Annotated in this window: 11 protein-coding genes and 2 tRNA genes; 8 read left to right on the plus strand and 5 right to left on the minus strand. The window is 49.5% G+C overall.

All coding sequences use genetic code 11. The features are described from left to right. Positions 1 to 14: 14 nt before the first annotated feature. Positions 15 to 440: a YqaA family protein gene (locus C3B51_RS23055; RefSeq protein WP_130246531.1), complete on the minus strand. Its 426-nt coding sequence runs from the start codon at positions 438 to 440 to the stop codon at positions 15 to 17. Positions 441 to 577: 137 nt separating this feature from the next. Between C3B51_RS23055 and C3B51_RS23060 the strand changes: the two genes are divergently transcribed. Together C3B51_RS23060 and C3B51_RS23065 are read left to right on the plus strand one after the other, a co-directional pair. Further along, positions 578 to 1,084 carry a TlpA family protein disulfide reductase gene (locus C3B51_RS23060; RefSeq protein ID WP_130246532.1) on the plus strand — a complete coding sequence of 169 codons (507 nt, stop codon included), beginning with the start codon at positions 578 to 580 and terminating at the stop codon, positions 1,082 to 1,084. Continuing rightward, positions 1,081 to 1,545: a DUF2721 domain-containing protein gene (locus tag C3B51_RS23065; RefSeq protein ID WP_046005887.1), complete on the plus strand. Its 465-nt coding sequence runs from the start codon at positions 1,081 to 1,083 to the stop codon at positions 1,543 to 1,545. Before C3B51_RS23060 ends, C3B51_RS23065 begins: the two co-directional genes overlap by 4 nt. 242 nt (positions 1,546 to 1,787) lie before the next feature. Here the strand turns inward: C3B51_RS23065 and C3B51_RS23070 are convergent, their stop codons facing one another. Beyond that, complete coding sequence (locus C3B51_RS23070; RefSeq protein ID WP_130246533.1) at positions 1,788 to 5,885, minus strand: S8 family serine peptidase; 4,098 nt, start codon at positions 5,883 to 5,885, stop codon at positions 1,788 to 1,790. Positions 5,886 to 6,250: 365 nt separating this feature from the next. Here C3B51_RS23070 and C3B51_RS23075 point away from each other — a divergent pair, with 365 nt between their 5' ends. Beyond that, positions 6,251 to 6,700: a c-type cytochrome gene (locus C3B51_RS23075; RefSeq protein ID WP_130246534.1), complete on the plus strand. Its 450-nt coding sequence runs from the start codon at positions 6,251 to 6,253 to the stop codon at positions 6,698 to 6,700. A gap of 104 nt (positions 6,701 to 6,804) precedes the next feature. On the opposite strand, the gene C3B51_RS23080 is transcribed toward C3B51_RS23075, so the two are convergent. Beyond that, positions 6,805 to 6,987 (minus strand): PA3496 family putative envelope integrity protein, encoded by a 183-nt coding sequence (locus tag C3B51_RS23080; RefSeq protein WP_046005890.1) that lies wholly within the window; start codon positions 6,985 to 6,987, stop codon positions 6,805 to 6,807. A 314-nt stretch (positions 6,988 to 7,301) separates the two neighbouring features. Between C3B51_RS23080 and C3B51_RS23085 the strand changes: the two genes are divergently transcribed. Next, a complete protein-coding gene (locus C3B51_RS23085) occupies positions 7,302 to 8,084 on the plus strand; it encodes a YggN family protein (RefSeq protein WP_130246535.1) in 783 nt (260 codons plus the stop codon). 48 nt (positions 8,085 to 8,132) lie between these two features. On the opposite strand, the gene C3B51_RS23090 is transcribed toward C3B51_RS23085, so the two are convergent. Then, entirely contained in the window at positions 8,133 to 9,581 is a 1,449-nt protein-coding gene (locus tag C3B51_RS23090; protein ID WP_165389234.1) for a PLP-dependent aminotransferase family protein, read from the minus strand. 108 nt (positions 9,582 to 9,689) lie between these two features. Between C3B51_RS23090 and C3B51_RS23095 the strand changes: the two genes are divergently transcribed. Next, positions 9,690 to 10,610, plus strand: a complete 921-nt coding sequence (locus tag C3B51_RS23095; protein WP_130246537.1) for a DMT family transporter — start codon at positions 9,690 to 9,692, stop codon at positions 10,608 to 10,610. On the opposite strand, the gene C3B51_RS23100 is transcribed toward C3B51_RS23095, so the two are convergent. Beyond that, entirely contained in the window at positions 10,576 to 11,439 is an 864-nt protein-coding gene (locus C3B51_RS23100) for a diacylglycerol/lipid kinase family protein (protein ID WP_130246538.1), read from the minus strand. The two genes, C3B51_RS23095 and C3B51_RS23100, sit on opposite strands and share 35 nt — an antisense overlap. Before the next feature lie 295 nt (positions 11,440 to 11,734). Here C3B51_RS23100 and C3B51_RS23740 point away from each other — a divergent pair, with 295 nt between their 5' ends. The 3 genes from C3B51_RS23740 to C3B51_RS23110 all read left to right on the plus strand — a co-directional run bounded on the left by C3B51_RS23740 (position 11,735) and on the right by C3B51_RS23110 (position 12,285). Beyond that, positions 11,735 to 11,884 carry a hypothetical protein gene (locus tag C3B51_RS23740; RefSeq protein ID WP_164488166.1) on the plus strand — a complete coding sequence of 50 codons (150 nt, stop codon included), beginning with the start codon at positions 11,735 to 11,737 and terminating at the stop codon, positions 11,882 to 11,884. A gap of 199 nt (positions 11,885 to 12,083) precedes the next feature. Continuing rightward, a tRNA-Ser gene (locus tag C3B51_RS23105) sits at positions 12,084 to 12,174 on the plus strand. Positions 12,175 to 12,192: 18 nt separating this feature from the next. After that, positions 12,193 to 12,285 (plus strand) — tRNA-Ser (locus tag C3B51_RS23110). Positions 12,286 to 12,287 lie beyond the last annotated feature (2 nt).

Consider the following 12,287-nt stretch of genomic DNA (forward strand, 5'->3'; position numbering starts at 1 on the left):
AAGTGAAATTGGTATTATATCAATCCGGCTGCCAGCACTATGACAACGGCATAACGCAGGCCCTTACCCGCTGCCACCAGCACCAAAAACAAACTAAACCGAGTGCGAAACACACCAGCAACCAGCGTGAGCGGATCGCCTACCACGGGCAGCCAGGCAAACAGCAGGCTGTATACCCCATATTTCTGAAATTGCCGCTGTGCCTTATCCATCGCCTTCCTGGAAACGGGAAACCAGCGTTTACCTTCTACTCGAGTCACCATAGTGCCCAAGTAATAATTAATCACACTGCCCAGTACATTGCCGGCAGTTGCACTGAGCCACAGCATTAACAGCGCCCCCTGCTGCTTCACAACCAACCCGCTTAGCAACAGCTCCGAAGAGGCAGGCAATAAGGTTGCTGAGATCAACGCCGACAAGAATAAAGAAAGATACAACATGGTTATGACACTCTGGAGTGAACCCTGATGGGCTCCGTATTCGGTCTTTTACGGCGCATCCTCAGATACATCGCTGAAACTTGCGCTCACCTGAAAAATACGCATTAATGGGGTATTGTAACGCAAGGACCACAATAATGATAAAACGACTCGCCATGGCCGCTTTGATAACCACACTGGGCAGCCAGCTTAGCGCCTGTAATGCCACACAGCAGCCCGTCCCCCACCCAAAGGGGTATGAAACTTACATCAATCCGGGCGACACCTTCAAGCATACTCAGCTGACCAACATAGATGGCCAGCCAGTCGTGCTGACCCAGGGAAAGAAACTGGTAATTCTGTTTGCCACCTGGTGCTCAGACTCTCAGCGTACCCTGAATGAACTCAAGGCATCTACGCTGCTGACGGATCCCACGCTGCAGATCATTGCCATAGGCCGTGAAGAAGATGCCGACACACTCAAAGCATTCCGAGCTTCCTTTGGTATCGACTTTCAACTGGTTGCCGACCCCGATCGCGCCATTTATCAGCACTATGCCAATAAAGGGATCCCGCGCCTGATCATGCTGGACGAGCATAACCGGGTGGTGAATACACTGATTGGCGAGCAGCCAGGAGTGGTTGACCAGGTGCGCTGGCAATGAATGGGGATGTTGTCAGCATACTGACGATGGCCAAGGTGATCCAAACCGCTGTAGCACCAGTTTTTTTGATCACCGGTATTGCGGCCACTTTGGGGGTCTTATCAAATCGTCTGGCGCGGATCACAGACCGAGCCCGCTTGCTGGACCGTAAGTTAAACAACAGCCAGGATGAAGAACTAAAAGATCACCTGACCCGTGAAATGCGCGCTTTACTTAAACGTTCGCGCTACATTCATGTTGCTTTTAGCATGAGCGTGCTGTCTGCACTGTTAGTGTGCGCAGTCGTCATGGTGTTATTTGTTTCTCACCTGTACACCTTGTCACTGGGTGTAACCCTGTCGAGCTGCTTTATTGCCGCTATGCTGCTGTTGATCTGCGCATTCTTGGCATTGCTTGCTGAGGTTTTCCTGGCCACACGCAGCATGCGCCGTGGCATGATATTTAAGGATATCGGGGAATAGAAGCAACCTGCTCGGTTTGCAATGCGTCACCCAAACACAATACCTGTTCGACAATGCCTGGGCTGTGAAAGCAGCCTGAGCGAGCACATCCCGCACCCATCCGCCACCTTCTGATCCTCACACGCCAGATAACGCCTTTATCAATCATCACAGCGCTAGTTCGTACTCCTTCAATTTGACCCATAAAAAAACCGCCCCGGGCGAACCCGGAGCGGTTTTTCAACTAATTGAGTATTAGTTGCTTATTTACGCTTACGGCGACGTAGTGCTGCAAACGGTGCTGCAAGTAACGTCAACCAAGCCAGAGAACCTGAATCGTTGTCGTCATTGTCATCACCACCAGTCAAGTCGTTCACACGTACCTCAACCATTACTGGCTCAGACGATTTGCCCATCGCGTCTACCGCTACAACATTGAACTTGATTACACGCTCATACTCAAAGTCAATGTCACCAGCCACAGTCATCATGCCTGCTGCATCGATAGCGATTAGGTTAGTACCCGTCACAACGAATTGTGTCACATCATCATCAGCATCAGAGAATGCCAGTTTACCAATCTCAGTACCGATAGCTGCGTTCTCATTCACAGAGAAGCGCTGATACATCTCAACCATTGGCGTGCCTTCATACTCGTCTTCAATCACGTCGAAAATAACTTCAACGGCTTCTGAGCTGTGGCCTGCTTGGTCTTTCGCAGTGACCATGACCTTAATCATGTCGCTTGCATCGTAATCGACAGGGCCGACCACTGTGATTTTACCTTCTGCATCGATTGCAAATGAAGAGCTGCCTTCAATGCTGAACGACTCAAGGTCACCATCCTGATCCATCACCATCAGCTGGCCAACTTCAGTACCCGCTTCTGCATTTTCCATCACCTCAAAGCGCTGCTCAGTGGCAATGACTGGTGTCTGCTCTTCAGTTGTATCCGCTTCGTTGGTGATCATGACTGTGATATAGCCTTGCTCAGAAACGTTACCCTGAACGTCAATCGCGACAACAACCAGCTCTACCTGATGTACACCAGCGTCGTAATCCAGCAAGTCACCATTGGTTACTACGATGTCACCTTCTTTGGTCACTGAGATGCCTTCGTTAGACTGGAAGCGAACATAGAACTCAGAAACGTCTACTGTGCCTTCTTGTTCTTCAAGTTCAACCTGACCTAACACAGTGCCTGTTTCTGTATGCTCTGGTGTTTCGTGCATTGCACTGATAATCATTGGCGGTGTTGCTGCACCTGGACCATTCAGCACTTCTTGAGTCACTGCTGCCAGTATTTCTGTGCCGCTTGCATCTGCAATTGCAAATGGTGCTTCTGTATTCACATAAGCTTTCTCACCCGGAGCAAGCTCTGTAACTGCGTTACCTTCAGCATCTACTAGCATTGCATTTGATGTAGCAAAGGTAACGTTACCGCTGATAGAGTCAGTCACAGAACTGATACCTAGCTGGTAGTTATCCCAACCAACCAGCGCTTCAACGTTCATTTCGTTGCCAAGCTGATCCGCAGTCAAACCAAGTAAGTCAGTACAGCCAGCGAATGTCACAGTGCCAGACCCTGTTTCGTGGAACATTGGCGACAGGAATGCCCATGCAGGCGCGCCATCAACAATTGGACCAGATACTGTACGGCCACGCCCTGGTACTGCCGCACTGCGGCCTACATCGTTATAGATAGACAGCGCATAGTCGAAAGTACCGTCATTATTGGTATCAAAGTTCATCTGATAACCAGCCTGACGCAGGTGCTTAAGATCATCGTGTAACTTCATTGACGCTGTGAAAGCCATGCCTGTGTCTGTACAGCCTTCAGCTTCGAATACATTGAAAGTCGCACCCATGATGCTGAACGCTTTGTCTTCTTTGCCAGCCTCTTCACTTACTGCAATCAGTTGATCTGTCACCGGATTAACAGTTCTGAAACCATTGTTCATGGCCACCAGCATTGCGTTGCCATCTTTCATTTCGTAGCTAAGCTCTACACCCACGTGCGCTTTTGGCAACATGTGGTAAACCATGTGCAGATCGTGGTCACCTTCCGTTTCAACGTCATCAAATACCAGCGCACCGTCCATTTCTGACAAGGTCAATGCAGCAGTGCGAGGTCCCAATTCATCCGCTGATTGCGGGTTAGTCATACCCCATGCAGGCAGCTTAGCAGGGTCAACCGTTACTGATACGTCAAATGCGATTGTCTGACCAGCAGGCACTGTAACTTCTTCAGGGAATTCCCAGCTCAATGCTCCCGCATCTTCGTCATTTTTGTAACGCGCTTCAGTGCGTAGCTTGTAGGTTCTAGGTGCGTCAGAGAAGTTCTTCAGCTCAACAGTTTTAGTATATGTCGTTGTTTCTTCAAGCTGGTCAAAGCCAAATGACAGCGCACCCTGGTTTGTCTCGTACTCAGAGATCCAAGTCCATGCTGCAACTGGTGAAGCCATGGCTTTTTCAACATTGATCAGACCTGCACCGATGCGGCTGATTGGCGCCAGTGGAGACTCTGGGTCAACATTAAGTGAATCAACATGGATGTCCAGATTTGCTGTGTTCATCAGCATGGCTTTGATTTCAAACGCGTCCAGTTCAGGACGACCTTCTTTCATCAGTGCAACTGCACCCGCCACAATTGGGCTCGCCATAGAGGTACCAGACATTCTGTGAAGCTGGTCGCCAGTAGCAGGCGCGGCCGCCAGAATATTTGAACCAGGCGCTGCAATTTCAGGTTTCAACAAACCGTCCATTGAAGGACCACGTGAAGAGAAGCCAGACACGCCGCCCGTCGTTGATTTCAATACGCCAGAAACGCTATAAGTTGCCGCGCCATCACGTAGCTGGTTTTTAAGCGCATCACCCGCAGCAAAATTAATACCCACTGATGGGATGGTGACTGCAGAGTTGCTACCACCCATAGGTGCCGGCGTACCATCGTCATTGTTGTTCGCAATCAGAACCAGTACCGCACCACGCTCCTGGGCATTCAGTACTTTTTCTGTAAAGGCACAGGCACCACGGTCAATCAGAACCGCTTTTCCTGTGAAATCCATATCAGCAAACGGGTTTGTACCTTCAGTGCCAGGCTCTGCATCGTCGGCAGGCGGAATAGTACAACCATTTTGGTTTGCGCTTGGGTAAACCAGCTCAGCATCGTCCTGAGTAAAGGCAAACGCAACTTGTGGACCAAAGCTCGCAGGCTGGATCACAGTTTGTGAACCGGCAATGGTGCCTTCACCGAACAGGCTTTCAAGTGTCGGGTGAGTCAGTGAAGCGACAGACATCGCATTTGGCGTTGTACTTGGGCCACCAACACGGAATGGAATATCATCGTCATTACCTGCAGCAATGATCATATTGGTGCCAAGTTCAACGGCGCGCTGGATCAGGTACTGTGTGCCGTCACCGGTGTAAGTGTTACCGAATTCGCCACCCAGTGACATATTCATCAGGTCAACACGGTCGCTGATATCGCCATCACCGTTAGGGTCCATTGCAGCTTCAAGTGCATTGATCTGCGCAGCCCAGGTACAACCGCCGCCACACACTGAGTAAACATACAACTCAACATCAGGTGCAATACCGGTTACGTCATGTGAAACGTGGGTACCGTGGTCAGTCAGCTCTTCCGCGTCGGCACGGAATCTTGGATCGTCTTCAATCGGGTCAGCGTCGTTACGCACATAGTCGTAACCACCTTTCACCTGGCCTTGTGGCCAAGTCACTGATGCTGGATCAGTGGCTTCTGCTTCATACGCTTCAAGAGTACCTGCAGCTTCGTTAAATACTTTGTGTGTGTAGTCGATACCAGTATCTAGTACTGCCACCTTGACATCTTTACCGGTGATATCCAGGTTTTGCTTCACAGCGTCAGCACCGATGTAACCAGAACTTTCTGCAACAAACAGCTGAGAGTCTCTCAGTGGCAGAATGCGATCTACCGCAACATTGTTGCGCAGTTTATCTAGTGTGCTGTCAGACGCCTCAACGATCAGCGTCGATGCCAACACTTTGGTTGAACCCAGTACTTTAGCGCTTGGCTCAAGCTGTTGAATTTGTTGTCTTAGGTTAGACTGTGCAGCCTGTACAGTGGCAAACGTGTGCTTTGCAGCGGCTTCGCTGTAAGTACCTTTTGATACTAGATCTACGGCCGTGTTTTGCTTCATAACGACCAAATACGCGTTGGTGCGTGCTTCGGAGATGCTGCTTTTGTCTAAAGCAACCTTGCTGATTTTTAGTGGTGTGCTTGATTGAACTTGTACGGTTGCAGCCGTTGCTGACGCTGCCATTAATGCACCTGAGACCGCAGTTGCTACCGCGGTGGCTTTAAATGAATACTTGGCCATAGTTTCCCCTAGGACTTGTTGTGTAAAAGATGTTTCTTTTAGTTTTAGAGAGTAGATTCGTCCATCAATATAGTGTGACTTCACTGTTAATTACAATATTAAACACACAAAGAAGTTACAAACTTTTCAACCAAATCACAACTTCAGTCACAAGCTTCTGTTTATTAAGAAAATTAAAACTGTAAACAAACGTAAACCATCGCGCCATCATGTTGTCACATTGAAGCGTTTGTAAAGCGTGAAGAACAAAAAACACACAAATTGAGAACCAACTGTAGTCCAAAACGTCTAACTCGTCTAAGAGACTTGCAATATCTTTTGTAAAGACATAGAAAAGAGGCAGTTTTTTAATTCAAGGGGTCAAAATGAGAATCACATTGCTATTAACAAGTTTATTAACCGGACTGTCGCTGAATGTTCAGGCCAATTCAATATTCGAAAAACCAGAAGACGCCATCGAGTATCGTAAAGCCGCGTTTCAGTTGATCCGTTATCAGATTGGTGACATGGGCGATATGCTCAAAGGTAAGGTACCGTTTGACGCAGAGCGCTTTAAACAGCGCGCAAACAATGCGGCGCAGCTGTCTGCTATGCCATGGGAAGCATTCCCAGCAGGATCTGATAAGGGTGAAACCGACGCATTACCTGCTATCTGGTCTGACAGAGCGACGTTTGATAAGAAAGCACAGGCTTTTGCAGACTATGCACAAAAATTGGCCGTCGCGGCACAATCAGGTGACAAAAAGGTCATTGGCGCGGCATTCAAAGATTGGGCAAAAGGCTGTAAAGACTGCCACAATTCATTCAAAGACTAAGCGTATAAAATAACTAAGGCAGCTAAGGCTGCCTTATTCTTTTAATATGTATATCTCGGCACATTAAGGTATGCCGAATTGGCCTGACAGGCCCGTTTACCCGCTCAATCGTCTAAAAAGTCTAGGTCGTCCTCTCCAAGATTACGCTTCAGCCGTTTCTGCTCCAGATAGTCATCCAGACGGCGTTTCACCCGCTTCTTTTGCTGTGCCTGTAATTCTTTGTCTAACGACCCAAAGTCGTCTTCATAATCATCATCTAACGGATCATAGGAAAATGTTTTACCCACGATGAGCTCCAAAACTTAATTGTGCTAAATAGTCCAGCAGTACACGCTGTGCTGACACTGCTTAAGTTAGTATTTAGCGCTAAATGCGGGCGCTGAAAAGCAAGACTTTTTTATCTATACGATAAATATTTTTTATTGCCACAATCACCAATATACAAACTGGCTAAAAACACTATTTTTTAGTCATATCTCCAACCAGCAAACACGCCAGCAAAGCGCTCAACACAATCAAAAGCCATGTTTATCAATAACATAATAATTTGGCACTGTTTTTGTTACTTCCTCTGTGTCATCAACAGCCCAAGGAACATAGTATGAAAACAATTTTACTTGCTTCAACGCTGGTTTTATCTAGCCAGGCGATAGCCCAGACCGATACACATTTTTCTGTCAGTGCTGATGAATGCGCCGTAGACTTTAAAAACGATGTACAAATTACGCCCGACCAGTTGTATATCAAAAATGGTAATGGTCAGCCTGTGATGATAGACGCGCAGGGCTATCTGTATATCGCAAACCAAGCCGTTAATCTGGATCAGGATGAGCGCCTGGCCATGCAAACGTATGCCGACACCCTCAGAGCCGAACTGCCCAAAGTGGCCAGCATTGCATTACAGGGCGTTGAGCTGGCCGGAGTCGCGATTGAGGAAGTCGCCTCCGCCTTCAATTTGCATAGCTTTGATGCATTGACTGGCCTGATGGACGAGCTGCACTCAGAGATTGAAGGCGCGTTCTATCAACAAGGCACCTTTGTGATGGGTGAGCAGACCTTTAATGAGTTTGGTGAACAGTTTGAACACCAGTTTGAAGAAAAAATAGAACAAGCCATTGAAGGTGCCATGATGGAGTCTATTGGCAGCCTGTTAGTTGCTATTGGATCTGAAATGGTGAACTCAGGCGGCGACATGGAAAGCTTCGAGCAACGAATGGAAAATCTCGGCAGTGAACTGGAGCAACGGGTCGAAGGTCAGGCAAAAGCCCTGGAGCAACAGGCCAACGCGTTATGTGGCCGGTTTGAGTCGATTGCAGCACAAGAGGCACAGCTGAGCGCGATGATCCCGCAGCTAAAAGGCTATCAATTATTTAACTATCGCTAAATCAACGCTTTCCCTGCGCAGTCAGCCACACCGTCATCAGTATTCCATTTACTGCGGTTGTGGCTGCTTTTTTGCCTGCTGAACGAGCGTGCCAAGGGTGCGTACATAGCCCTCCATTTCCGCATTCCAGGGCAAACCATAACTGATCCGCACGCAGCTGCGATAGCGCTCATAGGCACTGAATATCGCGCCCGGCGCTACGCTGATCCCGGCGCGCAGCGCCAGCTGAAAAAACAGCCCGCCATCATAAGCTCCGCCTAAGTCCAGCCATAACACACAGCCGCCTTTTGGGTCACTGACACGCACATGTTCGGGAAAATACTTTTGCACCGCCAGACGCATTTTTTGTTTATTGTCGTAAAGGCGTTTGCGTAATTGCCGTAAATGGCGCTGAAACTCACCACTGGCCATAAAATCTGCCAACGCCCATTGGTTCATCATGGGAGCTGAGCAGCTCAGCGCGCGTTTAAAGCGCTTTGCCCGGGCACTGTACGGCCCAGCCAGCATCCAACCAACCCGGTAGCCCGGCGCTACGGTTTTAGAAAACGACGAGCAGGTCAGCACCTCTCCGGGTGCTGCAAAGCACTGCGCCGGCCTTATCCGCTGCTCACCAAAATATAAATCGCCATATACATCATCTTCAATGAGTACCACGTCATGCGCACGCAGTAATGTCAGCAACTGCTGCATACGAGATTCGGGCATCTGACTGCCCAGTGGGTTGTTGATACTGGTTGAAAACAGACACGCTTTGATAGGATGCCGCGACAACGCAGCACTGAGGTCGTCAAGCCACAGCCCGTCGTCCGGACATACGGGGATTTCTATCGCTTTCAGACCCAGATTTTCAACCAGCTCAACAATGCCAAAGTAGCAAGGTGATTCTATCGCCACAATGTCACCGGGCTGAGTTACGCACTGCAACGCAATGGCGATCGCCTCCTGGGCACCATTGGTGATGATCAGGTCATCGCTGTTCACCGTCAGTCCCAGCGCCAGATAGTATTGCACTATCTGCGCTTTGAGCATCGCCAGGCCATCAATAGCACCATAATCCAGCATCCGTGCCTGAGCCTGACGCATCGCCTGGCGCATACTTTTGGCCAGCGCCTGTTGCGGACTGGCCGCTGCAACCGGGTTGGCGAGCCCCAGCGGTGCCACATCTGGCAGATGGATCCCCTCGTATACCTGCTCAATGAGCTGCTGTTTATTCACCATCACAGGCTTGGCAGGTAATTTACTGCGCCTGGGAGTGGCTGTGTCGTGCCCACTTTGCAAAAAGTAGCCGGACTTTTCACGGGCAACCACCAGCCCAGTCATCTCAAGCTGCTGGTAGGCCTGTTGTACCGTAGGAATACTCACACGCAGTCGGCTTGCCATAGCTCTGAGCGACGGCAACTTATCCCCTGGCAGCAGCAGCTCCTGCTCAACCATCTCTTTGACCACGGTGATGACTTGCTGATAGAGGTAATCAGGTTTAAAAGTAGAATGATCCATCGTGCCTTTCATCTGTATAGGTTTAAAAACACATTTTTTGTATCTGGCATATACAGAATATATCGTTAAACTGGCCACGCTGACTAGTCCTTCCTGTGAGTTGAAAGAATGAACAATGCTTTTCTGTATACGATCACTGTCCTGATCTGGGGCTCCACCTGGCTGGCAATTGAATTCCAGCTGGGTACGGTAGACGAAGTGGTCTCTTTGTTTTACCGCTTCGCGATTTCTGCCGCCTGTATGTGGTGTTATGTGCTGATCAATCGGCCACCGATGCGCTACTCGCTCACTGATCACGGCTTTTTTATGTTGCTGGCGCTGGGCAACTTTGGCTTAAACTATCTCTTTCTTTACTGGGCGCAAGGCAGCCTGACGTCCGCGATGGCCTCGATTGCTTTCTCACTCTTGCTGGTCGCCAATATCGTCAATACCCGACTGTTTTTTGCCAAGCCCATTGCGGGCCGCATCTACATTGGTGCAGCGCTGGGACTTGGAGGGATCGTTAGTTTATTCTGGCAAGACTTGCGCAGTGCCGATCTCAGCAGTGATGCTTTCATTGGTTTACTGCTGGCGCTGGCAGGTATGTTTATCGCCTCGCTCGGCAACATGGTTAGCGTACGCAACTCCAATCGCCAGATTGGCGTATTGCAGGGGAATGCCTGGGGCATGCTGTATAGTGCGCTGTTTTTAGGCGGTTATGTGGCGCTCAGCCCGCTGCAATTTAGCATTGAGGCCGACGCGCAATACTGGGGATCGCTGCTGTACTTGTCGGTGTTTGGTACTGTGATTGCGTTTGCCTGTTACTTCCACCTGCTCAAAAACATTGGCCCGGAAAAAGCCAGCTACCTGATCGTGCTGTTCCCCCTGGTGGCTGTCACCCTCAGCACCTGGTTTGAAGGGTTTGTCTGGCAGCTCAATACCTTTATCGGGTTCTCGCTGGTGCTGATCGGCAATGCCATTGTGCTTACACCGTACCAGCGCATTCGTGCCTGGCTCACTCCGACGACCCCGTCGCAGGCAAGACCCTAAGCTGCACAGCGCCTGGCAGGCTGCGGATGGTCACGGGCGTTGTTGCCACCAGGTCGCCGTCGGCCTCCACCGCCAGGCCAGGTGTTGTGATATCCAGCTGGGTGCGTTTTTCCCGATGCACCCAGGGTAAGTGCTGATGACACCCCAGCAGCATAGCCGCAAACACCACCAAGCGCTGCCACCAGTTACGAGCAGAGAACCACAGACACTCCAGCTGGCCATCCTGTAAGCTTGCCAGAGGCGCAGGTTTTAGCCCGGCGGCAAAAAAGCGGCCATTGGCCAGCAACAGCATCATGCCGTGTTTTAATTCGGGTCCCTGGGCCGTTGTCAGCTGCACCGTCGGCGCACAGCATAACTGTTTAATACCGCCCCACACATAGCTCAGCGCCCCGACACTTTTATTGCCCCGCAGGCTCTTGACCACCTCCGCATTAAACCCAACACCGGCAATATTGATAAAATAACGCGTACCGATAGCCCCCAGATCCAGGGCAATGCAATGTGACGAAAACACCGACGCACGCCATTGCCGCTGCGAATAGCCAAACTGACGACAAAAATCATTGCCGGTTCCGGCTGGCAAGCACGCCAGCTGGGCCGCTGATCCGTACATTGCATTGACAACCAGGTTGATGGTCCCGTCCCCCCCGACAACCACAATCAGTTTCTGGGCCTGAGCCTGCAGCCGGATAGCATCATGATCCCGGCCATAAAACCCGGTGGTCTCGTAGCAGCTAATGGCAAGCTGGCGTTGCTTTGCCTGCGCGCGTAACCAGCGTAAATGTCGCTGTAGTCTTCCCCCGCCTCCGGGCTTATAAACAACTAACAACCAAACCCCAAAGCAATAAAATCAATTTATCTGAATAATTACCCATAACAAGCACCTAAGAACAAAGAAAAACATGGCAAGTGACTGTAAATTAATACACAAAACAAATCACCACCATTCACAAAAGTGAATAAAAAACCATTTAAGAGACTGTAACACGCCACCAAAACTCATTTTTTAATTAGTTTTTCTAATCTCTCGCCGATAATTTTTATCGTTTTATTTTTGGCCACAATGCACGCAAAATAACCATGTCGATACAGACGCATTTACTAACGATTTTGAGGAGTCAGACATGCTTAATTCAGCTGCAGCGTGCAGCAACACGCAAACCACCCTAAACCCAGTCGAAGCGCCAGTGATTAAACGCCGCTTTAACCTGACAGCCTGGTTGAACAAGCTGGGTAAACAACTGATGTTAAGTCAGGTGGTTATGTATAAGTAAGTCTGCTTAGGGCATGATCTTCCCAACCGGTCGTGCCCAGTTTCTGCCATCTCCCGCTTATCTCAATATCATAAAACACACCTATTCGCCCATAAATCGGCCAAAGTCGTAAAAAACTGACGTTATTAGCACAAAATTTAAGCAAACAATTCAAAAACTATTTACAGCGCCAAATTCGCTAAGTATTATCTTTGCCCATGGAGAGATGGCTGAGTGGTTGAAAGCACCGGTCTTGAAAACCGGCATACGTTAATAGCGTATCTAGGGTTCAAATCCCTATCTCTCCGCCATTTTTAAGTTTTTGCGCCGGAGAGGTGGCCGAGTGGCTGAAGGCGCTCCCCTGCTAAGGGAGTATAGGGTTTGTAGCCCTATCGAGGGTTCGAATCCCTCCTTCTCCGCCATT

Source organism: Pseudoalteromonas rubra (assembly GCF_004212645.1).
GTDB lineage: Bacteria > Pseudomonadota > Gammaproteobacteria > Enterobacterales > Alteromonadaceae > Pseudoalteromonas > Pseudoalteromonas rubra_G.